We start from the raw sequence: 23,992 nt of genomic DNA on the forward strand, positions 1-23,992 counted from the left end.
ATCTGTGGCCTACGAGGGAAGAGAATGTCAATCGAACCTGAGCCGCTGCGTGGCGTCGGCATCATTGAGTTGCGTTGTGAGGTGCGGAAACTTCTTGATCGCGTCAGCCAGGTCGGCTAGTGGAGTTGTTTTCACTAGATTTCGTATGGCTTTTGCGTCCGGCCTCGTGATCCCCAAGGAAGTGAAGACGGCGTACTTCGCTGTCGGCACGTTGATCCGGAGCACGTGGTGTGGTGCCGGTTCGAACCTCAGTCGCTGAACCGTTTGAGCGTTGGTCAGTTGTGCCGTGAGGTGAGGGAACTTTGCGATGGCGTCGCTGAGGTCGATCAACGGCCGGCTTTTCACGTACTTCTTGATCGCCTCGGCGTCCGCATCGGCGATGCCGAGGGACCTGTACACGGTGAACTTGACCCCTGACATGTTGATGCGCAGCACGTCCTGGTTCAGGGGTGCGGGGGGATCCTGAGTGTCCGAGAACGAACTGACACCGTTGCCCGGGCGGGGTGCGCGTTCGGTCCAAGTCCCGCCGGTGTACTCGTAACCTCCCCATCTGACTGCCAGTGATCTGGGGAAGCCGGGGTGGTTCGGATAGTAGTCGACGTTCACGTCGTACCACACCATGCGCTCAAGTGAAGGGCTTGTTGCTCCCTTGTTGAGCGACTTCATGGCCGGGTTCTCTATGGCCCACAGGAAGAGTGGATTATTGACAAAGCCTCGCGCGGGAACCAGGTTGGAGTCGGTTGCGTCACCTCCCAGAAATGCGGGAAGCAGGTGCATCTTCACCCATGCGTTATTGTCGGCGGACGTGTTGTAGGTTTCGGCTACGCTCCATCCCGTCAAGGTCGCTCCATTGTATGTTCCTGCTTCGCTGCCGTGCTTGATGTCCTTGTCGATGTATCTGGCCTTGAACGGTCGGGCGAGAACTCCATTTTCGAACGGCGGCAGCACGGGAGGGGGAAGCGGGGGTGTGGCGCCCGGCCTGTGGGCCAAGAGGGCGGCCAGTGCGGAAAGAGCTTTCAGTAGGTCTTCGTATGCGGACTGCTTGGCTCGTGATTGCCCGGGTAGCGCGACAAACGCCTTATTGAGATCCCTTACTTCTTTTTCCTTCTGCTTGACGCGGTCGAGAGCGGTTTGTGACGTACTGTCGGCGCCGGCCCCTGCGGTGTTCAGTTCGGTCTGCCAATCGTCCATGTACTTCGTAATATCCTGAGGTGAGCTGTGGACGACCAGTCCGGCGTCCGCGTTCCTTCCGTTGAAAAGAACCTTGTGACTCTCCTTGTCGAGAGATTCGAAATTCTTCTTCGGGATCGGGTACGAAGAAGGAAGGTTCTTTCCATCCTCTCCACCCTTCTTGTTATCCTTACCCCTTCCCTTCTTTCCCTTGATCTTGTTCCACAGGGCCTTGCCCTTCTTGGCGATGAAGTTCACGATCTTGTCGATCGCTCGGTTCACCGGGCGCGACACCGCGTGGAAGACGGACTTCACCTTCGCGGCCAGGCTGCCGATTCCCAGGAGGGAAGCCAGGAAACCGATGAGCAGGGGCACGCTTGCGGCCAGGGCGGTTTCGACCATCTTCGGGACGCCGGCCTTGCCGCCGTTGGCTATTGCCACTACCGCGTCCAGGACCGAGTTGACGAACTCCACTATCTGGGCGCCCTGGTTCACCACGAAGGTGACGATGTCGATGATGCCTTTGACTGCGCGGACGAATGCGGAGGCGGGGTTCAGGAGGGAGAGTATCCAGGTGATGCCGGCGATGATGACTGTGGGGATCAGGTAGGTCGTCAGCTTTTCCAGGATTGTGGATTTGAGGTCGCCGGCCTCTTCCTGGATCTCCTTGACCGCGCCGGCCGGGCCCTCGCGGGCGATGTTCTGGGCGACCGGGACCGAGGACTCGACGGCGGTCATGGCCTGGTCGGGGACGCCCTTGCGGGTGACGCGGGCGCGGATGTTGGCCCAGGTCAGGCCCAGGAGCGAGCCGATGAGCTGGATGATGCCCTTCATGTCGAACTTCTGGGGGAGTTCGAGGCCCGCCTTCACCGCCGTGCCCAGCAGCCACGACACGACCCCGGTCTTCAGGTGGTCGGCGATGTTCGTCAGGAAGAGGTTCAGGCCCGCGCCGACGGCCGACACCAGGTTGCCCAGGAAACCGATCGGGTCCTTGATGATCTTCATCATCGCGCCGGCGGCCTTGGCGAGGATGCCGAGGAGGAGGTTCTTCAGTTCGTTGATGGTCTTGATCGCGCCGACGATGGCGTCCTTCGCCTTGTCGATCAGCCCCTTGTTGGCCTCCTGGAGCTTCTTGATCTCCTCATCGACCTTGTTGAGCGCCGCCGTGTACTTCTGGGCCAGGTCCTGGACCAGCTGCTCCGACTTCTCGTTGACCGACGCTTCCAGATCGTCGAACTTGCCCGCGAAGTCCTTCGCCGCCTCCTCGCCGAACTGCCGCAGGTCGGCGGGGAGCTTGTCGACCGCCGCCTTCAGCTCGCCCCGCCCCTTCGCGATCCGGGCCTTCGCCTTGCCCAGCTCGGTGCCGATGATGTCGGCGACCGACGAGATCACCGTCCGCATCCGGGACACGTACAGCTTGCGGGCCTCCTGGTAGAGGCTGTTCGCCTCCTCGGGCAGGCCCGCGAACTTGTCCTTCACCCAGCGGGCCTTGCCGGTCCAGCCGGAGTACCGCTTGTCCTTGTACTTCTTCATCCGGCGCTTGTGGTCCGCCGTGAACGCGTCCCGGGCCGCCTTCTCCCCGGAGGTGAACGCCGCGTCGACCTTCTTGTCCAGGCCGGACAGCGTCGCCTCGACGTCCTTCTTCGTGCCGTCGTAGACCTTCTGGAGCTTCGCCGTGACCTCGGCGCGCTTCTTCTCGTCCTTCGACTTGGTCTCGCCCTTGCCGCCGTCCACCTTCTGTCCGGCCCGCGTACGCGTCGCGGTCAGCGTGTTCATCGCGGCGGCGCCCGAGGCCGCGGCGCCCGCCTTCGCGGCGGACAGCTGCCGGTTCTCGGCCGACCTGCCCTTCGCCGGGGCCTTCGCGGAGTCCGCCTCGGCGGTCTTCTTCGCGCTCAGCGCCTCGTTGAACTCCGGCTCGTTGCCCTTGGCGAGCTGGTCCTCGGTGACCTCCGCGTCCGCCATCGCCTTGTCGTTCTGCGCGGGCCCCTCGGAGAAGTCCGTGACCGACGCCGGCTGCTTCCCGGGGATCGCGGCCGCCGCGGACGGCGCCCCGGGGTTGCCGGGCGGCTGGTCCGGGGTGAGCGGGGTGACGGGCTTGTCCTTCGCGGCCGAGGCGTCCGGCGGGGCCTTCGTCGCGGTGTCGATGTCCTTGGCCGACGCCTCCTTGCCGTCCGAGACCTTGCCGTCGACCGCCGCCTTGACCCGCTCCGCCTTGCCGGACTTGGAGAACTTGTCGGCGTCGTCGAGGTTCTTCGGCGCCTGCGCGTCGATCGCCTTGTTCACCGCGTCGATGAACGCCTTCTTGTCGAACTCGCCCGGCTTCGCGGCGTTCATCTTCTCCGCGTTGGCCGCCTTGCCCTGCGCCTCCTTGTCGTCCGGAGGCGCGACGGCCGCGTCCTGCGACGCCTTCGACTCCGTCGCGGCCGGCCGGTGCTGGGCCAGCCGCCGCTTCTTCGCCGCGATGTCCGCCCTGACGCCCCGGAAGCCCGGCGCCTGGGCGGGGGACGGCTTGACGGGGGCCGTGTAGCGCTGGGCGACCAGACGCGAGACGGCCGCGTTGCCGGCCGCCCGTTGCAGCCGCTGGAGACCGCGGCGGTCGGGGGCGGGGGCAGGCGTGGGGGCCGGAGCCTCCTCCGCACGAGCGGAGGCCGCTTCCGTACGAGCGGAGCCGTCGCGGGACCCGGCGGCCGGGGCGGCGGGCGCCTTTCCGGGAACCGCCTTCATCCGTCCCCTCCCGCCACCACAGTTCCGCCCGCACACGGTGGCTAGCCAGGCTGCCGGGCGCCCCGGGGGCGGGGGGAGCCCCGGTGGGACGGGGCAGGGGCAGGCCCGTGCGGTGCGCGCGGCGCGGCCCGTTTGCCTCATCGGGCAGCCCCCGGTGCACGCCGGGGCGGCCGACCATCCGTTCCCGGTGATCGCCGAAGTGGCGAGAATCGCCGGTGTTCCCCGGTCGGGCAGCGGTCATGCGACGGGGTGGGAAGCACGTCGAGGAGCACGTCAAGGAGAGGCCCATATGCCGTCGTACCTGTCCCCGGGCGTCTACGTCGAAGAGGTCGAGTCCGGTTCCCGGCCGATCGAAGGGGTGGGCACGTCGGTCGCCGCCTTCGTCGGGTTCGCCCAGCGCGGCCCCTTCGACGAGCCGACGCTGATCACGAACTGGAGCCAGTTCGTCAGCACCTTCGGCGACTTCGTGGACGGTACGTACCTCGCCTCCAGCGTGTACGGCTTCTTCGCCAACGGCGGCGGCATCTGCTACGTCGTCCGCATCGGCGACGGCTCGGACACCGTGGCCGGGGGAGCGGAGGGCGAACTCGCGGCCGGCTCCGAGGTCCAGGTCGGGCCGTACGCCGTCAAGCCGAGGCCGGGCGTGGCCGGTGAGATCAGCGTGGAGGTCGCGGAGGCCGAGGGCGACGACCCGCCGTCCGACGTGTTCCAGCTGATCGTGAAGCGCGACGGCCAGGTCGCGGAGACGTATCCGTCCGTGACGACCAAGCGGAGCAAGGAGAACGTCGCCACCCGGGTCAACGCCAAGTCGGAGCTGATCGAGATACGGGAGTCGGGGCGCGGCGCCGCCCCCGCCCGGCCCGCACCCCAGTCGGTGACCCTCGCCCCTGCCGCCCCGCCCGCCGGAAGCGCCGGCGCGCTCGCCCCCGAGGTGTACGTCGGCGACGCCGACCGCCGCACCGGCCTGGGCGGCCTCGAAGCCGTGGACGACGTCACGATGATCGCCGTACCCGACCTCATGGGAGCGTACGAACGCGGGCTGCTCGACCTGGAATCGGTCGTCGCCGTACAGCAAGCGCTCATCGGACACTGCGAGTTGATGGGCGACCGGATCGCCATCCTGGACCCACCACCCGGTCTGACGCCGCAGCAGATCCGGGCCTGGCGCACCGACCGGGCGAACTTCGACTCGAAGTACGCCACGCTCTACTACCCGTGGATCAGCGTCGCCGACCCGGCGTCCGGCCGCGCGACCCTCGTACCGCCGAGCGGTCACATCGCCGGGATCTGGGCCCGTAACGACGATTCGCGCGGGGTGCACAAGGCCCCGGCCAACGAAGTCGTACGCGGGGCGGTGGCGTTGCAGACGCAGCTGACCAAGGGCGAGCACGACCTGCTGAACCCGATCGGGCTGAACTGCATCCGCTCCTTCCCCGGACGCGGCATCCGGGTCTGGGGCGCCCGCACCCTGGCCTCCGACCCGGCCTGGCGCTATCTGAACGTGCGGCGGCTCTTCAACTATCTGGAGGAGTCGATCCTCGCCGGTACTCAGTGGGTCGTCTTCGAGCCGAACGACGACGCGCTGTGGGCCCGTATCCGGCGCACGGTCTCCGCGTTCCTGGTGAACGAATGGCGCAAGGGCTCGCTCTTCGGCCTCACCCCGGACGAGGCGTTCTACGTCAAATGCGACCGGGAGACGAACCCGCCGGAAAGCGTCGACGCGGGACAGGTCGTGTGCGAGATCGGTGTCGCGCCCGTCAAACCGGCCGAGTTCGTCGTGTTCCGGCTCTCCCAGCTGACCGGCGGGACCGGGGGCGTGGACGAATGACCGGTGCGCACCGCCCTTCAGTGACCGGCCCGTTCCCGAATCTGGCGTAAGGAGCCTGTGGTGCCTCTTCCCGATCTCGACAGTTCCGTCGGGCACTCCTTCGGTCTCGAATTCGACAGCGTCGTCATCAAACAGATCACCGAGGTGAGTGGTCTGAAGATGGAGCAGGACGTCATCGAGCTGAAGCAGAACACCGCCGACGGCAAATACGCCATCAAGAAGCTGCCCGGCCGCCCCAAGGCCGGCGAGGTCACCGTCACACGCGGCCTGACCGAGGACAACAGCTTCGAGCGCTGGATCAAGGACTCCCGCTTCGGCCGCATGACGAACGCCCGCCGCAACGGCGCGGTCATCGTGTACGACTACGAGGGGCTGCCGATCAAGCGGTACAAGCTCATCAACGCCTGGCCCAAGTCGCTGGAGATCGGCACCCTCAAGGCGGGGGACACCTCGGTGCTCACGGAGAAGCTGGCGATCACGTACGAGAGCATGGAGCTCGACTGATGCGGCGTACGGTCCAGTTCCAGGCGCCTCCGGAACGGGACTCGGGCAAGGGCCGGTCCGAACCGTTGCGGACCGAGTTCGGCTTCGAGCTGCCGCGCGGTTACGTGGACGAGTCGGGCACCGTGCACCGCAGCGGGGTGATGCGGCTGGCGACCGCACGCGACGAGCTGGTCCCCCTGCGCGACGACCGGGTCCGGGAGAACTCCGCGTACCTCTCGGTCGTGCTGATCTCCCGGGTGGTGACCCGGATCGGGACGGTCGAGGACATCCACCCGGGCGTCATCGAGGACCTGTTCGCGTCCGATCTCGCGTTCCTCCAGGACTTCTACCGCCGGATCAACGCCGAGGGGCACACCCGCGCGGCCGTCACCTGTCCGTCCTGCGACGAGGAGTTCGCGGTGGATCTCGCCGGCGGTCGCCTGGGGGAATCGTGACGTACGCGGCCGACCTGCTCTACGAGGAGGTCGCGTACCTCGCCTACCACTTCCACTGGCCGCTGGACGACCTGCTGGACCTGGAACACCCGGAACGCCTGAAGTTCGTCGCACAGGTCGCCCGCCTCAACGGGCAGTAGCCAGGAGCACGGAGGAGGACGAGGAACCATGGGGCTGATGTCCTGGCTGCGCGGCGGCCGTTCCGCCGATGCCGTGCCCGTGCGGGGGCCGGGCGATGCGCGGGAGGACCGGGGCGACCGGGTCGACGTGAGCCGGCTGGAGCCCGTCCAGCGGTCCGTCACGGACCAGGATCTGCTGATCAACCCGGCGGGCTTTGAGGCTGGATTGACTACACGTCAGGACACGTTACTGGGTGCGCCGTTGGGTCACCTGGTGAGTCCCGAGGCGCCCGCCGGGCTGGTACGCGGTGTGGTCGACGCCGCGCCGGGAAACCCGCCCCCGCCGGTCCAGCGGACCGTCGGGATGCCGATGCGTCCCGGTACGCGACGCGGCCCCGTCGCCGTTCAGCGGATGTACGGGCATGGCCTGCCGAACCTCACCTCCGCCGGACCGGCCCCGGCGCTCGCCGGTGCGCCGGTGCGCCAACTCGTCGGCGAGCAGCCCCTCGTACCCCCGGACCGGCACACCGAGCCGGTTGGCCCGCAGCCTCACGCGGATGCCGTCGAGGCCGACGCGCCGGCGCCGGACACCCCGCCCGTACAGCGCACGCCCACTGGCGCGCCGGTGCAGCCGCCCCCGCCTCCGCCTCCGTCCCGGCGTGCGGGCGGTCTCGGAGCACCGCTTCCCGGCCTGCCGCCCACGGCCCAGCGCAAGGCGGTCCGGCCCTCGGAGCCCCCGCCGCCCCAGGTGCAGCGCGACAGCGTCCCGGACCGAGTCGCCGCCGCCGGCCCGGTGCCCGGCCGCCCCGGCGAGACCGCCGCCCCGGACGTGCCCGCAGGGGCGGAGGCCGTGGCACCGCTCCTGGGCGACGCCCCGCTCCTGGGCGACATCCCACGCCGGCCGGAGGGCAGCGCGCCCGACGTGACGGCGGACCGTCAAGCGCCCGCCGCCCCGGTGCAGCGCACCACCCCCGCACCCCCTGACCGCCCCACCGCGCCCCTGCTCGGGGACCGGCCCCTGTCCCTCCGTACGGCCGATGCCCCTGGCGACATCCCGGCCGTTCAGCGTGCGGCGGAGAGCGCGGGGGCCGGCGGCAGCGCATCCGGCCCCTCACCGTTCGTCCCCCCGCCCTCGGACCCGCCGCCCGCCGTGGCCGTCCGCTGGACCGGCCCCGACGAGGGGCCCGCGATGGGCGCCCCGGCGGCACCGTCGCAGCGTGCCGTCACCCCCGTACAGCGGCAGACGCCACCGCCACCGCCACCCGCCCGGCCGGAGGCGGCGCCCGGCCGGGGGCCCCGCGTCCCCGCCTCCGTACGGACCGCCGGGGCGGCCGCCGTCGCGGCCGGGGTGGCACAGCGCATGGCGGACGGGAGCGTCGTCTTCCCGTCCGCACCCCGCGACGGCACCTCGCGGCCGGTCGTGCAGCGGGACTCGGAGACCGCCGAGGAACCCCCGCCGCCGCCCCTGCCGGAACCCGATCCGGAGCCCGGACCCGAACCCGAACCCGAGCCGCCGGCTCCGGAACAGCCGGCGGCGACGGCCACCTCCACGAGCCCCGACGGGACCCCGCAGACGCCACCCGTCACCGACGAGCTGGTCCGGGCGCTCTACACGCCCCTCAGCAGGCTGCTGAAGGCCGACCTGCGACTCGAACGCGAGCGTTCCGGCTCCCTCATCAACACCCGTCACTGATCGAGAGGCACGCGCATGGCCAACGCCCCGGACGACGACCCCGCAGTCAGCGTCTGCTTCGTCGTGACGATCGATGACATCGAGCTCGGGTCGTTCAACACCTGTGACGGGCTGGGCTGTGAAGTCGTCCTGGAGACCCGCGAGGAGGGCGGCAACAACGGGCATGTGTGGCAGCTGCCGACCCGGCTGAAGTATTCCAACGTGAAGCTGTCGCGGCCGCTCACCCGGGAGACGGAGAAGGTGGCGCGCTGGTTCGCCACCATGACGACCGGGTTCAGCCGCAAGACCGCGCACATCGAGGCGCGGACCGGCGACGGCCGCAAGGTCGCCCAGTGGGGACTGCTCGAAGTCGTGCCGGTGCGCTGGACCGGGCCGTCGTTCACCCCGGAGTCGCCCAAGGTGGCGATGGAGACGATCGAGATCGCCCACCACGGCTATGTGATGGAGGGCTGAGCGGCGTGAGCGCGGGACCCATCGCCTTCAGCGCGGCCGGCACGTCCGGGGTGGCGTCCGCCGCGAAGGGCGGCTCCGCCAGGCCCAAGCTGGAACACGCCTACCTGGAGCTGCGCACCCCGCCCACCGGGGGCGGGCTGACCCCCGGCGGACCGTGCGGGCGGATCGACTTCCAGTTCAACCCCAAGGAGCTGAGCCTGACGAAGGCGGCCTCCTGGAAGCGCACCCCGGCCAAGGGCGCGAAGAGCTCCGGGCCGCCGGAATACCAGGGTTCACAGCCCAGCAAGCTGACCGTCGAGATGTTCTTCGACGCGGGCGACACCCAGGACACCCGGGTCGTGACGGCGGTGGAGCAGCTGTTCGCGTGCTGCGTACCGACGAACGAGACCAGACAGCAGCAGCGTTCCTCGCCGCCCTGGGTGGTGTTCCACTGGGGCGGACTGACCGGATTCCCCGGTTACGTCAGCCAGGTCGCCGCCAAATACACGCTGTTCACCACGTCGGGCGTGCCGATCCGGGCCGTGTGCCAGGTGACGATGGAGGAGATCAGCGGGGAGACGCCCGGCCAGAACCCGACCTCCGGGGCGCTGGCGGCCCGGCGGGTGCACCGGGTCGCGTCGGGGGACTCGCTGCCGTCGCTGGCCCATCGGGAGTACGGCGACGCGGGCGCCTGGCGGATCATCGCCGAGGCCAACGGCATCGACGACCCGATCAGGCTCGCCCCGGGCACCCAGCTGCTGCTGCCCGCGCCGGACGAGCTGAGCCGGCTGGACGACAAAGGCCGCCGGGGGGTGGGCCGATGACCCGGCCCGGGGTGGCCAGCGCGCTGGTGGTGGAGTTCGACGGCCGCCCGCTGCCCGCGAGGTTCCTCAACACCCTGGTCGAGGGCTATGTGGACGACAGCCGTACGCTCCCCGACCTCTTCCTGCTCCGGTTCCGCGACCCGGACCGCGTCCTGCTCGAACAGACCGGCCTGAAGATCGGCAGCGAGGCCCGGCTCCTCGCCCGGTCCGGCGGCGGAACCACCCCGGAACCGCTCCTCGAAGGCGCGGTCACCGCCCTGGAGATCGAGCTGGACGAAACCGGCACCTTCACCGTGGTCCGGGGCCTCGACGCCTCGCACCGGCTGCTGCGGGGCCGCCGCGTCGCCAGCTACCAGAACATGACCCTCTCCGACATCTGCGGCCAGGTCGCCCAGCGCGCCGGACTCAAATCAGGCACCGTGGACATCGCCGGACCGGTCATCGAGCACATCGCCCAGCCCAACGTCACCGACTGGGAGTTCGTACGCGGCCTCGCCGAGGAGGCGGGCGCCCAGGCATACGTACGCGACGGGCAGCTGCACATCACCCGGCCCGCCGAGGCGAGCGGGGCACCGGACAGCTCCGCACGCGCCGACCGGGACCCGCTCGTCCTCGAACTCGGCAGCAACCTGCTGCGCTGCCGCGCCGGAGTCTCGGCCGCCGAACAGGTCTCCGAGGTCGAGGTGCGCGGCTGGGACATCGGCGCCAAGGAACCACTGGTCGGCCGGTCGCCCGCCGGAAAGTCGGCCACGCTGGACCTCGGCGTCACGGCGGCCGACGTCACCGCCCCCTTCGGCGAGGCCCGGTTCGTCGTCACCGACGCCGCCTACGGCACCCAGGCACAGGTGGACCAGGCGGCGAAGGCGCTGGCCGAGCGCATCGCGGGCTCCTTCGCGGAGCTGGAAGCGGTCATCAGGGGCAACCCCGAGGTCACGGCGGGCAGCGCGGTCGCCCTCAACGCGGTCGGCGCGCCCTTCGAGGGCCGCTACACCGTCACCTCCTCGCGCCACGTCTTCGACGCCGTACGCGGGTACGAGACCTGGATCACCGTGTCCGGACAGCAGGAGCGCTCGCTGTTCGGACTCACCGGGGCGTCCGGCGCATCCGGGGGCGGTCCGCGCTGGGCCGGCCTGGTCAGCGGGACGGTCACGGACACCCAGGACCCGGAGGGCTCGGGCCGGGTGAAGGTGCGCTTCCCGTGGCTGTCGGAGAAGTACGCGAGCGACTGGGCGCGCACCGCGCAGTCCGGCGGGACGGGCGGCGGCGAGGCGTTCATCCCGGAGGTCGGCGACGAGGTGCTGGTCGGCTTCGAGCAGGGGCACCTGGACCGGCCGTACGTACTGGCCGGGCTGTACAACGGCAAGGACCGGCCCGGCGGGGGGACCTCAGGTGCGTCCGGCACCCCAGGCACCCCCGGCGCCTCCGACGCGGGCGGTGGCGACCTGGTCGACCCCACCACCGGCGCCGTCAACCGCCGAGCCTTCGCCTCCAAGAGCGGCAACCAGCTCGAACTGCTGGACGCCGCCAACGGTCCGCAAGGTGTACGGCTGCGCACCGGCGACGGGAAACTCACCATCGACCTGGACCGCCGGGGCACCGCCGTCGTCATCAACAGCGACGGCAGCGTCACCATCGAGGCCAGGGAACAGGTCTCCGTCACGGCCGCCAAGGGAGTGTCCCTGGACGCCGGACGCGGGGAACTCACCCTCACCGGCGAGAGCGTCACCCTCACCTCCCGCAACGGAGTCGCCCTGAACGGCGGCAACGGCAAGCTCGCCCTCTCCACGGACGGCGCGGTGGAGGTGCACGGCGGCCAGGTCACGGTCGACGGCAGCCGCCGCACGGACCTGAAGAGCGGCGGCTCGGTCTCCGTCAACGCACCGATGATCCAGCTCAACTGACGTATCACCAGATTCGCGGCGAACAGGAGCGCACCGTATGCCGTCAGCAGCAGCCGCCCGGGTCGGCGACCTCACGGGTCACCCCGGCACGGTCGGGCCGCCCGGGGTGGTCTCGGTGCTGATCGGCGGCAGGCCGGCGGCCACGGTCGGCACCCTCCACCAGTGCGCCTCGCCGCTCGGCCACCCGCCGTCCCCGATCGCGCCCCCGGGCAGCCGGAGCGTGTTCATCGGCGGCAGACCGGCCGCCCGCGTCGGAGACCTGAGCGGCTGCGGGGCGCCGATCCTCACGGGCTGCGCCACGGTGCTGATCGGAGGCTGAACGGACATGGGAGAACAGTTCATCGGGGCCGGCTGGGCCTTCCCGCCGCGTACGGACGCCACCGGGTCCATCGCACTGGTGCGGGGCGAACGCGAACTGGAGGAGTCCATCCGGCTGATCCTCGCGACCTCGCCCGGCGAGCGCCCGATGCGGCCCGAATTCGGCTGCGCCGTCAACGACTACGTGTTCGCCCCCGCCGACGCCGGAACGGCCGGGCAGCTCGCGTACGAGGTGCGCCTCGCCCTGGAACGCTGGGAGCCGCGCATCGAGGTCGCCGACGTCACCGTCCGGTTCGACGCGGCGGACAGCGGGGTGCTCTACATCGACATCGGCTACACCGTGCGCGGCTCCAACGACCCGCGCAACCTCGTCTTCCCGTTCTACGTGATCCCCCAGCACGGACCGGAGACGAACCCCGACGACGAGGAGGCCGGCGCGTGACGCTGCCCAGTCCCCATCTGGACGACCGCCGCTTCCAGGGCCTGGTGGACGAGGCCAAACGCCTGGTCCAGCAGCGCTGCCCGGAATGGACCGACCACAATGTGTCGGACCCGGGCGTCACGCTCATCGAGGCGTTCGCGACGATGGTCGACCAGCTCGTCTACCGGGTGAACCGGGTGCCGGAGAAGAGCTACCTCACCTTCCTCGACCTGATCGGCGTACGGCTCCACCCGCCGACGGCCGCACGCACCGAGGTGACGTTCCGGCTGTCCGCGCCCCGCCCCGACCCCGTCGTGGTGCGCGCCGGGACCGAGGTGGCGACCGTCCGTACGGAGACGGAGGAGGCGGTCGTCTTCACGACCTCGTCCGAACTGACCGTCGTCCCCTGCTCGTTCGCCCACCTCGCGACCTGGCCGGCCGCCGGTGAGGTGGCCGACCGCACCGAACAGCTCGCCATCGGTCGCGACGTGGCCTGCTTCGGCGCGACGCCCGCCCCCGGCGACTGCCTCTACGTGGGCCTGTCGGCCGCCGTGCCCGCCGGGGTCGTCGTCCTGCGGCTCGACTGCCGTGTGGAGGGTGTCGGTGTGGACCCGCTGCGCCCACCCCTGGTCTGGGAGGCATGGGACGGCACCAGCTGGGCGGCCTGCGAGGTCGAGAAGGACGACACCGGCGGCTTCAACCGCTCCGGCGAACTCATCCTCCACCTGCCGAGGACCCATACCCCGGCCGCCGTCGCCCGGCGCACCGGCGGCTGGCTGCGCTGCCGGCTCATCGAGGCCGAGCCCGGCCGCCCGACCTACCTGGCGCCGCCCGTGGTCCGGTCGGTCACCGCCTTCACCATCGGCGCCACCGTCGCCGCCGAACACGCCGAGACCCTCACCGACGAGGTGCTCGGCGCGGCCGAGGGCGTGCCGGGCCAGGCGTTCACGCTGGCCCGGTCGCCCGTCGTGCCGGGGGACTTCGTGGTCGAGGTCGCGGACCCGGCGAGCGGCCCCGAGCCGGAGTACACCCACTGGACCAGGGTGGACGACTTCGCGCACTCCGGCCCCGAGGACCGGCACATCACCCTCGACCCCAACTCCGGCCGCGTCGAGTTCGGCCCCGCCGTACGCGAACGGGACGGCTCCATCCGCTACTACGGGGCCGTCCCCGCCAAGGGCGCCACCGTCCGCGTGCGCTCGTACCGCACCGGCGGCGGGCTGCGCGGCAACGTCGCCCGGTCCACCCTGAAGATCCTCCGCAGCGCGATCCCGTACGTGGCCCGCGTGGAGAACCGCAGGCCCGCGCTCGGCGGGGTCGACGGGGAGAGCGTCGACAGCGCCCGGGTGCGCGGCCCGATGACCCTGCGCACCCTGCACCGCGCCGTCGTCCCGCACGACTACGAACTCCTCGCCCGCGAGGTCGCCCCCGACGCCGCCCGCGTCCACTGCATCAGGGCCGGGGCCGACGACGATACGAGCGACGCCACCGCGCAGGGCGTCCGGCTCCTCGTCGTACCGGCCGGGCGCAGTGACGAACAGGGCCGCATCGAGTTCGACGAGCTGATCCCGCCCGCCCAGACCCTGCGCCTCATCGCCGGGCACCTGGACGAGCGCCGCCCGATCGGCGCCCGCCTGGTCGTGGAACCGCCGTTCTACCAGGGCGTCACCGTCGTCGCCTCGGTCCAGGCCGAGCCCGGCGCGGACCGAGACCGGGTCCGGGACGCGGCACTGGCCGCGCTGTACGGGTACTTCAACGCCCTGACCGGCGGGCCGGCCGGCCAGGGCTGGCCGTTCGGGCGCCCGGTCCAGTCCGGCGAGGCGTTCGCCGTGCTCCAGCGAGTGCCGGGCGTGGACCTGGTGGAGGACGTACGCCTCTACCGCGCCGACCCGGTGACCGGTGAGCGCACCGACGCCACCACCAGGATCCCGCTCGACCGGCACGCGCTGGTCTTCAGCTACGAGCACCAGCTCCGCGTGAGGGGAGCCTGACCCATGCGCACCGGCGTCCCCGGGCTCCCCACCCCGCACCCCCTCATCGACCAACTCCCCGCCGTCTACCTGGAACAGGACTTCCTCCGCCGCTTCCTCACCGCCCTGGACGACGTCCTCGCCCCCGTCCTGCTCACCATCGACAACCTCCCCGCCCACCTGGACCCGCGCAGCGCCCCCGACGACTTCCTCGCCTGGCTGGCGCAGTGGGTGGCGGCGGAGTCCCCCGAGAGCGGACCCGTCGAGCGGCGCCGTGAGACGGTACGCGGCGCGGTGGCCCGGCACGCCCGGCGCGGTACGGCCGGCGGCCTCGCCGAGGCGGTGCGCCTGGCGACCGGCGCGGACCCCGAGATCACGGAGAGCGGCGGCACCGCCTGGTCCACCGGCCCCGGCACCACGCTCCCGGGCGCGCCGCGCCCCTGGGTGACGATCCGGGTCCGGGAGGGGCACGGCCGGCCCGTCGACCGGGCCCGGCTGGAAGACCTCATCGGCACGGAGGTGCCGGCCCACGTGGGCTTCACACTGGAGATCCTGCCCCCGGACGGGGGCGCGGGGGGTGCGACGCGGTGATCTGCGAGTCGTGCGGGACGAGGAACGAACCGGGGCGCGAATTCTGCGTGTCGTGCGAGGCGTTTCTGGCGTGGGGGGAGGGGGACGAGCCCGCGCCGGGCGCGCCTGCGTATCCCGGTCCGCCGGCGCCGGACGAGCCGGTCCGAGGCGTTGCACCTCCCGCACCTCCGGTTCCCGCACCTCCGGCACCCGTACCTTCGGTTCCGGGGCCTTCGTCCCCCGTAACCCCGGCTTCTGCACCACCGACCCCGACACCCTCAACCCCCGCGCCCCAGGCCCCGGACCCGTCACCCCGTACACCCGCCGCCGCCCCCCGCCGCCCCGGCGATCGGCCGGAGGCGCCGCCCGGTCCCGCCGCATGGACGCCGGACGCGTCGGCGTCCGGGCCGCCGCCCGACGCGCCCGTCCGGGCCGCCGCGCCGGTCCGGTGCCCCGGCTGCGGCACGGAGAACGCCCCCGATCGCACCCTGTGCGTCCGGTGCGCGCTGCTGCTCGACCCCGGGGCGCCGCCCGCCGTGCGTCCGCCCTGGTGGCGTCGTCTCTTCCGGCGGGGGCCGGCGAGGGGGCATGAGGCCGGGGCACGTCCGCGACGCCGCAAGCGGGGGCCGCGGCTCGGGGTCCCGATCGCGTTGCTGGTCGTCCTGGCAGGGGGGTGGTTCGCGCTGCCGCACCTGTCCGGGCTGCTGGGGCTGGCCAAGGAGGAGACGGGCGCGCCGGAGTCGATGCCGCCCGCCGCGTGTCACGCGTCCAGCGCGGCTCCCGGGCATGGCGCGGCTGCCGCCGTGGACGGGTTCAACAACCGGTACTGGGCGCCGAAGGCCACCGGCGCCGGGGCGGGGGAGTTCCTGGAGTGCACGTTCGACGCGCCGGTCCGGCTGCGGAAGATGGTGGTGTTCTCCGGCACGTCGACGCGGACGGACGAGTATCTGACGCAGGCCCGGCCGGCCAGGCTCATCGCCGAACTGACCGCGGAGGACGGCACCAGGAGCACGAAGACGATCCGGCTCGCCGACCAGGCCGGCCAGCAGACGTTCGACGTACGGGGGTCGCGGACCCTCCGCATCCGGCTGACGGTCGACTCCGCGTACGGCACCGGCAAGGGCCGCCGGGTGGCGGTCGCCGAGGTCGAGTTCTTCGGCCACCGGTCCTGACCGGGCCGCGCACCACGCGCGGCCCGGCTTGCGACGGGGGGACGGGGACGGCAGGGTTCGGTGCTGTGCCCACTCTCCTGATCGTGCATCACACGCCCTCGCCGAACTGCCAGGCCCTCTTCGAGGCCGTCGTCTCCGGCGCGACGACGGACGAGATCGAGGGCGTACGCGTCGTACGGCGCGCCGCGCTCGCCGCGACGGCGTCCGACGTACTCGAAGCGGACGGGCTGCTCCTCGGCACCCCGGCGAACCTCGGCTACATGTCCGGGGCGCTCAAGCACTTCTTCGACCAGATCTACTACCCGTGCCTCGACACGACGCGGGGCCGCCCCTTCGGCTACTACGTGCACGGCGGCAACGACGTCACGGGCGCCGTGCGCGGCATCGAGACGATCACCACCGGCCTCGGCTGGCGCCGGGCGGCAGAGGCCGTGAAGGTGACGGGCGAGCCCGCCCGGGCGGACACCGAGGCGTGCTGGGCGCTGGGGGCCACGCTGGCGGCCGGCCTGACCGAATAAGGGGTGCGCGGCCGGCGACCCGACGCTACGCTGTGCCGCGATGAAGACTCCTTCTCTCCAAAGAATGGGGGCCCCGTCCGCGCAAGGTGAGTGCTGATGACCACTCACCGGCCCGACGAGGATCCCTTCCTGTCCTTCTGGCTGCGCGTGCGCGAGTTCGCCGTGCCGCCCTCCATGATCGAAACAGCCACCGCCCGGCGTCGTAACGGCGACTGGGCCGGCGCGTGTGCCGCCGCCGGTGTCGACGTCGACTTCACGCCCCGGTCGCCGGCCCGCACGTACGGGCGGGAACTCGCCGCCCGCGTACGCGCCGACCTGCGCCACCTGGCACCCGACCTGCTGCGCTGGCACATGCCGAGGATCGCCCCGCGCGGCCTGCTGCGCCCCGGGCTGACGATCGCGCTCGCGCGGTACGACTCCGAGCCGCGTCCCGGAACCGCGCGCGCCCCGGCCCCCGTGCACCTGGTGGCCAGGACGCCCCCGGCGTGGGCGGACGCCGGGCAGCGGATCAGCCTCGGCCTGTGGGACGGCACCGGCCCCGGGACCGTACGCCTGCATCCGCACCCGCATCCCAGCCGGCGGTTCCGGCTCGACCTGCACCGCCATCTATGGGATGCGCGCAGCGCCGCTGACCTGCGGATACGTTCCGGAGGCACGGATGGGGCGGACGCGGACCTCCTCGGCCGGCTGCCGCCGGGGCGCCGCTGTGCCGTCGGCCGCTGGGCGGCGGAGGCCGCGCTGCTGCTCGACGCCGAGGGCCGCGCCTCGGGCCCCGTCACCGTGCGACTGGGCGGCCGGCACCGGCTCCTCCTGGACGTGGACGGGAACGGGCCGCCCGCCCTGCGGCTCGCGGACGCCCCGGCCCGTACCCCGCTGGTGCTGCCCGACGCGGCCACCTGGGCGCTGCCCGACCTCGAACTCCTGCGCTCCGGCGCGATCGGGGCCGACCGGCTGCACCCCCTCGTCGCGGCCGCGCTCGCCCCCGGGCACGCACCGGCCGGTCCGACCCCGGCCCCGGCGGACGCGGGCCATCCGCGCATCGTGGACTGCCGGGGCACCCCGCACCGGATCGGCCTGGCCGACGGGGTGCTGTCCGCCCTGGACCACGACCCGGCCGAGGTCCGGCGCGAGGAACTGCTGGTCGCCCTGACCGGGACCCCGCTGCCCTGTCTCAGGGCCATCGATGAGGCCCACCGCCGCCCGGACTGCCTCACCGGGGTACGGGAACGGCTCGACCACGGCGACATCGCCGGGGCCCTCGCCGTCGTCGAAGGTCTCCTCGGCCCCGGCGCGCAGCTCCGGGACGGCCCGCTGCGCGACGAACTGGAGACGGCGGCACTCCGCCGGATCACCTACGGGCTGTACCGGGCCGACCTCGTCGAACCCGGCCCCGGGGTCTGCCACCCCGTGCCCCCGCCCGCCCCCGCACACCGCACACGCCCGCGCCGGGCGGGATCGCGCTGACGGGTGCGCCGCCCGCACCCCGTACCCGCCCACCACGACTCACAAGGTGATGACACATGCCCGTAAGCACTCTTTCCGCCCCGCCCACCGCCCCGCCCACCGCCTCGCAGCTCGACATCGCCGGGGCGCTGACCGCCCTGCTGCGTGACACGACGACCGAGGCGCGCCCCGACACCCAGCTGGAGGCGCTGACGCTGGCCGTCGCCGCCGACCTGCCCGTTCTTCTGTGGGGCGAGCCGGGCATCGGCAAGACCGCCGCCCTCACCCAGCTCGCCGACGACCTCGGGCTGCCCCTCACCACGGTCATCGTCAGCGTGCACGAGCCGTCCGACTTCTCCGGGCTGCCCGTCGTCGGGGACGACCCGGCGGAACAGGGCGTCCCCATGGCGCCGCCGGACTGGGCCGTGCGGCTGGTCCGGGCCGGGCACGGACTGCTCTTCCTGGACGAACTGTCCACGGCCCCGCCCGCCGTGCAGGCCGCCCTCCTCCGCCTCGTACTCGAACGGCGGGTCGGCGCGCTGCGACTGCCGCCCGGCGTACGGATCGTGGCCGCCGCCAACCCGCGTTCGTCGGCGGCCGACGGCTGGGAGCTGAGCCCGCCGCTGGCCAACCGGTTCGTCCACCTCCGGTGGACCCACGACCAGGACGTCGTCGTACGCGGTCTCGGCGGGACCTGGCCCCGGGCGACCCTGCCCCGGCTCCGGCCCGAACGCCTCGGCGAGGCCGTCGAGTTCGCCCGACGCGCGGTGTGCGGACTCCTCGCGGCCCGCCCCGCGCTCGTCCACCGGCTGCCCAGCGGCGAGACCCGCAGGGGCGGACCCTGGCCGTCGCCCCGGAGCTGGGACATGACCCTCACCCTGACCGCCTTCGCCACCGCCGCCGGAGTCTCCCGCGATGTGCTCTCGCTGCTCGTCCGGGGCACGGTCGGGGACGGGCCGGGGCTCGAACTCCTGGCATCCATCGACCGGATGGACCTCCCGGACCCGGAAACCCTCCTGGCCGACCCGGAGTCCGCCGTACTGCCGGAGCGGGGAGACCTGCGACAGGCGGTGCTCGACGGGGTGGTCGCCGCGGTGCGCAACCGCCTCGACCGGTCGCGCTGGGACGCCGCCTGGACGCTGCTGGTGCGCGCGGCCGAGACCGGGGCGCCGGACCTGGTCGTCGTCCCCGCGACCACCCTCGCCACGCTCAGACGCGAGGAGTGGGACGTGCCCGCGTCGATCGAGGCGCTGGCGGGCGTCGTGTCGGTGTCCCGCCGCGCCGAGGACGCGGCGGCCCGGGCCGCCGTGGCGACGAAGGGCGGCCGGTGACCGGGGGCGCGCTGGACCGGGACAAGCTCTTCGCGGCCCGGTTGCAGGCCGTCAGGGCCCGCCCGTTCCTGGCGACGGCGCTGTTCGCGCTCCATGTGGTCGAGTCGCGGCGCGTTCCGACGATGGCCGTCGACCGCCACTGGCGGTGCTACGTGTCGCCGTGGTTCGTGGACCGCACACCGGTGGAGGAGCTTGCCGGGGTGTGGGTGCACGAGGTGTCGCACCTGCTGCGCGACCACCACGGGCGCGGCGACCGGTTCGCGAGACAGCACGAACTGACCGGCCCCGGGGAACGGTTGCGGATGAACATCGCGGCCGACTGCGAGATCAACGACGACGTGTACGGGGACGGGCTCGCCGCGCCCGAGGAAGCCGTGCGGCCCGCGACGCTGGGGCTGCCCGAGGGAAAGCTGATGGAGGAGTATCTGCGCCTGTTCCGGCTCGGGCCCCGTACACAGGACTTCGCCTGGCTGGACTGCGGCAGCGGCTCCGACGGGCTCGACCGCGAGTGGGACCTCGGACCCGACGGCGCGCACGGGCTCGGCGAGCAGGAACGCGACGCGGTGCGCTTCCGGGTCGCCCAGGGCATCAACGGCCGCCCGGGCCAGGCGCCGAAGACGTGGAAGCGGTGGGCGGAGGAGGCGTTCCACCCGCCGCAGGCATGGCGCGAACTGCTCGGGGCCGCCGTCCGGTCGGCCGTCTCCGGCCCCGGCGCGGGCGACGACTACTCGTACGGGCGTCCCTCGCGGCGCTCGGCCGGGCTGCCCGGGGTGGTCCTGCCGAGCCTGCGGCGCAGACCACCGCGGGTGTCCGTGGTCATCGACACCTCGGCATCGGTCAGCGACGCCGAACTGGGCAGCGCGCTCCTTGAGGTGTCCGCGATCACCCGTGCCGTGGGCGGCCGCCGGGACCTGGTCACGGTCCTGTCCTGCGACGCGGCCGCCCGGGTCGTGCACCCGCTGTGCCGCGCGGAGGGCATCCCGCTCGTGGGCGGCGGCGGAACCGATCTGCGTACGGGCTTCGCCAAGGCGCTGCGGACGCACCCCCGGCCCGACGTCGTCGTGGCCCTGACCGACGGCCAGACCCCGTGGCCCTCGGCGCAGCCCGCGTGCCGGACGGTGGTGGGCCTCTTCGACCGGGCGGACCGGGACTCCTGGGACGAGGACGACCCCGACTACGTACCGGACTCGCCGCCCGAGTGGGCGAGGGTCGTCAACATCGGCTAGCCGACGGGTCGTTGATCCGGGTGACGGGGCATGCGTTCGACACCGGACACCCCCGCCCGCAGCCCGTCCGCCACCGCGAACTGCCGATCAGCCCGGACCGCGTCCCGCGAGCGGGGAACACGCCCTAAACCCCCAGCCGCACCTCACGCCCCCGCCAGCGCCGCCGCAGCCAGCGGTCGTGGCTGGCGACCACGATCGCGCCCGGCCCCGGGCCCAGCGCCTCCTCCAACTCGTCGCACAGCGCGGGGGAGAGGTGGTTGGTCGGCTCGTCAAGGAGCAGCAGTGCCGGCGGGCGGGCCATCAGCAGTGCGAGCGCGAGCCTGCGCCGCTGACCCGCCGACAGCTGCCGCACCTCCTTGCCCAGGTCCGCCTCGCGCAGCAGCCCGAGCGAGAGCAACGGCACCAGCTCCGCCCGGTCGGCGCCCAGCACCCGTACATAGGTGTCGCCGACGGTACGGTCCGGCCGGGCGAACACGCTGTCCTGCGCGAGCACCCCGACGGAAAGACCCGGCCGCCGGACCACCTCACCGGCCGCCACCGGGCGGCCCGCGAGCACCGCGATCAGCGTCGACTTCCCCGTACCGTTGCCGCCCGTCACCAGCAGGCGGTCGGACGCCCCGACGTCGAGCCGGTCGACGGCCAGCCGGCCGGGGAAGCGCACCCCGCGCAGCGACACCAGCGTGCCCGGCTCGGACGGCTCGGCCCGCTCCGGGTGACGGAACCTCAGCGGACCTGGTGGCTCGGCGACCTGGCGGCGCTCCGCCTCGTCCAGCCGGCGGGTGGCGTTGCAGACCCGGCGCGCGATCTGGCTCTGCACCCGGCCCGCCCGCAGCCCGTACCCCATCTTCTCGCTGTCGCGGGGCCCCCGGTCGGGTGCGACCTGGCGCGCGGTCACCGCCGCCGACCGGCGCAGCTCCCCGATCTCCTCCTGCTCCTCCGCGTACCGGCGCTCCCACCGGGCCCGCTCCGCCCGCTTCTCCGCCAGGTACGCGCTGTACCCGCCGCCGTACCGTACGGGCCCGTCGACCGCCGGATCGAGATCGATCAGGTCCGTGCAGACGGCGTCCAGGAACGCCCGGTCGTGGCCGGCGAGCACCACGGGCCCCGGCATCGACCGCAGCTGCTCCTCCACGAACGCGGCGGCCTCGTCGTCCAGATGGTTGGTCGGTTCGTCCAGAAGCAGGCAGGCCGGCCGGCGCACCAGCAGCGCGGCGAGCGCCAGCCGGCCGCGCTGCCCGCCCGAGAGCGAGCGGATCGTCCGCCCGAGCGGCAGGGAGCCGAGCCCGAGCCCGCCGAGCACGACGGCCGCCCGCCGGTCGGCGTCCCAGACCTCCCGCTCCTCCGCCCGTTCGAGGCGTCCGCCGTACGTCTCCAGGAGCCGCGCGTGCTCCGGAGAGTCCTCCGGCGTACGGGAGAGCAGACCGGAGAGCCGGTCCAGCTCGGTGAGATCGGCCCGGGCCTCGCGCAGGGCGTCGTCCAGGACGCCCGCGAGGGTGGAGTCCGCGTCGAACGGCAGCTCCTGGTGCAGGAACCCCACATCGGCAGGGCGGGTCACCTGCCCGGCGTCCGGTTCGTCCACCCCGGCGAGCAGCCGCAGGAGTGTCGATTTGCCGACACCGTTCTCACCGATGAGGCCGATGCGGTCGCCGGGCGACGCGGTGAGCGAAACCCCGTCCAGGACACGCTTCGTGCCGAGGACGCGGACCAGGTCGTGGGCGAGGAGAGCGCGGCTCATGCTTCCGGTCCCCCCGTCTCCCGCAGCTCCCCGTCCGCCAGCCGCAGCCACCGGCCGACGCCGATCCGCTCCAGGAACCGTTCGTCATGGCTGACCACCACGAACGCGCCCCGGTACGAAGCGAGCGCGCTCTCCAGCTGGCCGGCGCTCACCAGGTCCAGGTTGTTCGTCGGCTCGTCCAGGAGCAGCAGCTGCGGGGCCGGTTCCGCGCACAGCACGCAGGCCAGGGTGGCCCGCAGCCGCTCGCCGCCCGACAGCACGCCGACCGGCAGCTGGGCCCGGTCTCCGCGGAAGAGGAAGCGCGCGAGCAGGTTCATCCGCTCGGCCTCCTCCCGGTGCGGGGCGTACGCGGCGAAGTTCTCGGCCACCGTGCGCCCGAGGTCGAGCAGATCGAGGCGTTGCGAGAGATACGCGATGCGCCCGTCGGCCCGCCGGACCGAGCCGCCGTCCGGCTCCAGGTCCCCGTTGACCAGCCGCAGCAGGGTGCTCTTGCCCGCGCCGTTGGGCCCGGTCAGCGCGATGCGCTCGGGACCCCGGATCGTCAGAGAGACGCCCTCGCCGGCGAACTGCTCCCGGCCGCCGAGGCGCACCCGCAGCCCCTCGGCGAGGAGCACGGTGCGGCCGGCCGGCACATCGGTGTCCGGCAGATCGAGCGTGATGCGCTGCTCGTCACGTACCGCACGCCCCGCCTCGTCCAGGCGGGCCTGTGCCTCGCCGACCCGGGCGGCGTGCGTCTGGCCGGACCTGCCGGCGGCCTCCTGGGCGCCGCGCTTCATGTTCCCGGCGAAGATGCGGGGCAGGCCCGCGTTCTTGAGGTTGCGGGCCGCGTTGCTCGCCCGCCGCTCGGCCCGCTCACGGGCCTGCTGCATCTCGCGCTTCTCCCGCCTCAGCTCCTGCTCCGCGTTGCGGACGTTCTTCTCGGCCACCTCCCGCTCGGCCCGCACGGCCTCCTCGTACGCCGTGAAGTTTCCGCCGTACAGCCGCAGTTCCGAGGTGCCGAGTTCCGCGATGCGGTCCATGCGGTCCAGGAGCGCGCGGTCGTGGCTGACGAGCAGCAGCGTGCCGTTCCACGACTCCAGGGTGTCGTAGAGGCGGAGCCGTGCGTCGAGATCGAGGTTGTTCGTCGGCTCGTCGAGGAGCAGGACGTCCGGCCGTTTCAGCAGCTGGGCCGCGAGGCCGAGCGAGACGGCCTGCCCGCCGCTGAGCGTACCGATGCCGCGGTCCAGGGCGATGCCTTCGAGACCGAGCCGGTCGAGCTGGGCGCGGGTGCGTTCCTCGATGTCCCAGTCGTCGCCGATGACCGCGAAGTGCTTCTCGTCCACGTCCCCGGACTCCACGGCGTCCAGCGCGCGGATCACCGCGTCGACGCCCAGGACCTCGGAGACCGACAGGTCACCGGTCAGAGGGAGGCTCTGCGGGAGACAGCCGAGGGTGCCGTCGACGGTGACGGAACCGGCGGCCGGCCGCAGCTCACCGGCGAGCAGCTTGAGCAGCGTGCTCTTCCCGGACCCGTTGGGGGCGACGAGACCGGTGCGGCCGCTGCCCACGCTGAAGGACAGGCCGGAGAAGACCGGGGTGTCGTCCGGCCAGGAGAAGGAGAGGTTCGAGCAGATGACGGATGCGTCGGACATACGGGACCTCGCGTGTGAATCCGGGGAC

Annotated in this window: 21 protein-coding genes; 18 read left to right on the forward strand and 3 right to left on the reverse strand. The window is 72.5% G+C overall.

The window, feature by feature from the left end; all coding sequences use genetic code 11:
* Nucleotides 1-27: 27 nt before the first annotated feature.
* Nucleotides 28-3,504: a hypothetical protein gene (locus OG338_RS28540; RefSeq protein ID WP_405940104.1), complete on the reverse strand. Its 3,477-nt coding sequence runs from the start codon at nucleotides 3,502-3,504 to the stop codon at nucleotides 28-30.
* 34 nt (nucleotides 3,505-3,538) lie between these two features.
* On the opposite strand from OG338_RS28540, the gene OG338_RS28545 reads away from it, so the two are divergent.
* The 18 genes from OG338_RS28545 to OG338_RS28630 all read left to right on the forward strand — a co-directional run bounded on the left by OG338_RS28545 (nucleotide 3,539) and on the right by OG338_RS28630 (nucleotide 20,598).
* Entirely contained in the window at nucleotides 3,539-3,697 is a 159-nt protein-coding gene (locus tag OG338_RS28545) for a hypothetical protein (RefSeq protein WP_405940105.1), read from the forward strand.
* A 486-nt stretch (nucleotides 3,698-4,183) separates the two neighbouring features.
* Nucleotides 4,184-5,722, forward strand: coding sequence for a phage tail sheath family protein (locus OG338_RS28550; protein ID WP_405940106.1), 1,539 nt, complete (start codon nucleotides 4,184-4,186; stop codon nucleotides 5,720-5,722).
* Between the two features lie 60 nt (nucleotides 5,723-5,782).
* Nucleotides 5,783-6,226 (forward strand): phage tail protein, encoded by a 444-nt coding sequence (locus OG338_RS28555; RefSeq protein ID WP_018099792.1) that lies wholly within the window; start codon nucleotides 5,783-5,785, stop codon nucleotides 6,224-6,226.
* Nucleotides 6,226-6,660, forward strand: coding sequence for a hypothetical protein (locus OG338_RS28560; RefSeq protein ID WP_405940107.1), 435 nt, complete (start codon nucleotides 6,226-6,228; stop codon nucleotides 6,658-6,660). Before OG338_RS28555 ends, OG338_RS28560 begins: the two co-directional genes overlap by 1 nt.
* On the forward strand, nucleotides 6,657-6,800 hold the full coding sequence (locus tag OG338_RS28565; RefSeq protein ID WP_018099790.1) for a DUF6760 family protein: 144 nt from the start codon (nucleotides 6,657-6,659) through the stop codon (nucleotides 6,798-6,800). The genes OG338_RS28560 and OG338_RS28565 overlap by 4 nt, the downstream gene beginning before the upstream one ends.
* A 28-nt stretch (nucleotides 6,801-6,828) precedes the next feature.
* A complete protein-coding gene (locus OG338_RS28570; protein ID WP_405940108.1) occupies nucleotides 6,829-8,472 on the forward strand; it encodes a hypothetical protein in 1,644 nt (547 codons plus the stop codon).
* A gap of 15 nt (nucleotides 8,473-8,487) precedes the next feature.
* Nucleotides 8,488-8,925, forward strand: coding sequence for a phage tail protein (locus OG338_RS28575; RefSeq protein ID WP_018099789.1), 438 nt, complete (start codon nucleotides 8,488-8,490; stop codon nucleotides 8,923-8,925).
* Between the two features lie 5 nt (nucleotides 8,926-8,930).
* Nucleotides 8,931-9,728, forward strand: coding sequence for a peptidase M23 (locus tag OG338_RS28580; protein WP_405940109.1), 798 nt, complete (start codon nucleotides 8,931-8,933; stop codon nucleotides 9,726-9,728).
* A complete protein-coding gene (locus OG338_RS28585; protein ID WP_405940110.1) occupies nucleotides 9,725-11,629 on the forward strand; it encodes a VgrG-related protein in 1,905 nt (634 codons plus the stop codon). The genes OG338_RS28580 and OG338_RS28585 overlap by 4 nt, the downstream gene beginning before the upstream one ends.
* Before the next feature lie 37 nt (nucleotides 11,630-11,666).
* The gene (locus OG338_RS28590; protein WP_405940111.1) at nucleotides 11,667-11,948 is read left to right on the forward strand and encodes a PAAR domain-containing protein; all 282 of its coding nucleotides are present in this window, start codon (nucleotides 11,667-11,669) and stop codon (nucleotides 11,946-11,948) included.
* Nucleotides 11,949-11,954: 6 nt separating this feature from the next.
* Nucleotides 11,955-12,389: a GPW/gp25 family protein gene (locus OG338_RS28595; RefSeq protein WP_018099785.1), complete on the forward strand. Its 435-nt coding sequence runs from the start codon at nucleotides 11,955-11,957 to the stop codon at nucleotides 12,387-12,389.
* Complete coding sequence (locus tag OG338_RS28600; protein WP_405940112.1) at nucleotides 12,386-14,359, forward strand: putative baseplate assembly protein; 1,974 nt, start codon at nucleotides 12,386-12,388, stop codon at nucleotides 14,357-14,359. Before OG338_RS28595 ends, OG338_RS28600 begins: the two co-directional genes overlap by 4 nt.
* A 3-nt stretch (nucleotides 14,360-14,362) precedes the next feature.
* Nucleotides 14,363-14,929, forward strand: a complete 567-nt coding sequence (locus OG338_RS28605; protein WP_405940113.1) for a phage tail protein — start codon at nucleotides 14,363-14,365, stop codon at nucleotides 14,927-14,929.
* Nucleotides 14,930-15,558: 629 nt separating this feature from the next.
* Nucleotides 15,559-16,080: an NADase-type glycan-binding domain-containing protein gene (locus tag OG338_RS28610; RefSeq protein ID WP_405940114.1), complete on the forward strand. Its 522-nt coding sequence runs from the start codon at nucleotides 15,559-15,561 to the stop codon at nucleotides 16,078-16,080.
* 65 nt (nucleotides 16,081-16,145) lie between these two features.
* The gene (locus OG338_RS28615; protein ID WP_405940115.1) at nucleotides 16,146-16,598 is read left to right on the forward strand and encodes a flavodoxin family protein; all 453 of its coding nucleotides are present in this window, start codon (nucleotides 16,146-16,148) and stop codon (nucleotides 16,596-16,598) included.
* Nucleotides 16,599-16,694: 96 nt separating this feature from the next.
* Nucleotides 16,695-18,062 carry a hypothetical protein gene (locus OG338_RS28620; RefSeq protein ID WP_405940116.1) on the forward strand — a complete coding sequence of 456 codons (1,368 nt, stop codon included), beginning with the start codon at nucleotides 16,695-16,697 and terminating at the stop codon, nucleotides 18,060-18,062.
* A 56-nt stretch (nucleotides 18,063-18,118) separates the two neighbouring features.
* Nucleotides 18,119-19,372: an AAA family ATPase gene (locus tag OG338_RS28625; RefSeq protein WP_405940117.1), complete on the forward strand. Its 1,254-nt coding sequence runs from the start codon at nucleotides 18,119-18,121 to the stop codon at nucleotides 19,370-19,372.
* On the forward strand, nucleotides 19,369-20,598 hold the full coding sequence (locus OG338_RS28630) for a DUF2201 family putative metallopeptidase (RefSeq protein ID WP_405940118.1): 1,230 nt from the start codon (nucleotides 19,369-19,371) through the stop codon (nucleotides 20,596-20,598). Before OG338_RS28625 ends, OG338_RS28630 begins: the two co-directional genes overlap by 4 nt.
* Before the next feature lie 124 nt (nucleotides 20,599-20,722).
* On the opposite strand, the gene OG338_RS28635 is transcribed toward OG338_RS28630, so the two are convergent.
* Both OG338_RS28635 and abc-f read right to left on the reverse strand, forming a co-directional pair.
* Nucleotides 20,723-22,333: an ABC-F family ATP-binding cassette domain-containing protein gene (locus OG338_RS28635; RefSeq protein WP_405940119.1), complete on the reverse strand. Its 1,611-nt coding sequence runs from the start codon at nucleotides 22,331-22,333 to the stop codon at nucleotides 20,723-20,725.
* Entirely contained in the window at nucleotides 22,330-23,964 is a 1,635-nt protein-coding gene (gene abc-f, locus OG338_RS28640; RefSeq protein WP_405940120.1) for a ribosomal protection-like ABC-F family protein, read from the reverse strand. Before abc-f ends, OG338_RS28635 begins: the two co-directional genes overlap by 4 nt.
* Between the last annotated feature and the right edge of the window lie 28 nt (nucleotides 23,965-23,992).

The sequence above is a fragment of the Streptomyces sp. NBC_00726 genome (genome assembly GCF_045161735.1).
GTDB lineage: Bacteria > Actinomycetota > Actinomycetes > Streptomycetales > Streptomycetaceae > Streptomyces.

What these genes read in the sequence shown, in the direction of transcription:
- OG338_RS28540 (WP_405940104.1), bottom strand. Translation starts at nt 3,504, where the DNA reads ATGAACGCCGCGAAGCCGGGCGAGTTCGACAAGAAGGCGTTCATCGAC.
- OG338_RS28550 (WP_405940106.1), top strand. Translation starts at nt 4,184, where the DNA reads ATGCCGTCGTACCTGTCCCCGGGCGTCTACGTCGAAGAGGTCGAGTCC.
- OG338_RS28560 (WP_405940107.1), top strand. Translation starts at nt 6,226, where the DNA reads ATGCGGCGTACGGTCCAGTTCCAGGCGCCTCCGGAACGGGACTCGGGC.
- OG338_RS28570 (WP_405940108.1), top strand. Translation starts at nt 6,829, where the DNA reads ATGGGGCTGATGTCCTGGCTGCGCGGCGGCCGTTCCGCCGATGCCGTG.
- OG338_RS28575 (WP_018099789.1), top strand. Translation starts at nt 8,488, where the DNA reads ATGGCCAACGCCCCGGACGACGACCCCGCAGTCAGCGTCTGCTTCGTC.
- OG338_RS28585 (WP_405940110.1), top strand. Translation starts at nt 9,725, where the DNA reads ATGACCCGGCCCGGGGTGGCCAGCGCGCTGGTGGTGGAGTTCGACGGC.
- OG338_RS28590 (WP_405940111.1), top strand. Translation starts at nt 11,667, where the DNA reads ATGCCGTCAGCAGCAGCCGCCCGGGTCGGCGACCTCACGGGTCACCCC.
- OG338_RS28595 (WP_018099785.1), top strand. Translation starts at nt 11,955, where the DNA reads ATGGGAGAACAGTTCATCGGGGCCGGCTGGGCCTTCCCGCCGCGTACG.
- OG338_RS28605 (WP_405940113.1), top strand. Translation starts at nt 14,363, where the DNA reads ATGCGCACCGGCGTCCCCGGGCTCCCCACCCCGCACCCCCTCATCGAC.
- OG338_RS28620 (WP_405940116.1), top strand. Translation starts at nt 16,695, where the DNA reads ATGACCACTCACCGGCCCGACGAGGATCCCTTCCTGTCCTTCTGGCTG.
- OG338_RS28625 (WP_405940117.1), top strand. Translation starts at nt 18,119, where the DNA reads ATGCCCGTAAGCACTCTTTCCGCCCCGCCCACCGCCCCGCCCACCGCC.
- OG338_RS28635 (WP_405940119.1), bottom strand. Translation starts at nt 22,333, where the DNA reads ATGAGCCGCGCTCTCCTCGCCCACGACCTGGTCCGCGTCCTCGGCACG.
- abc-f (WP_405940120.1), bottom strand. Translation starts at nt 23,964, where the DNA reads ATGTCCGACGCATCCGTCATCTGCTCGAACCTCTCCTTCTCCTGGCCG.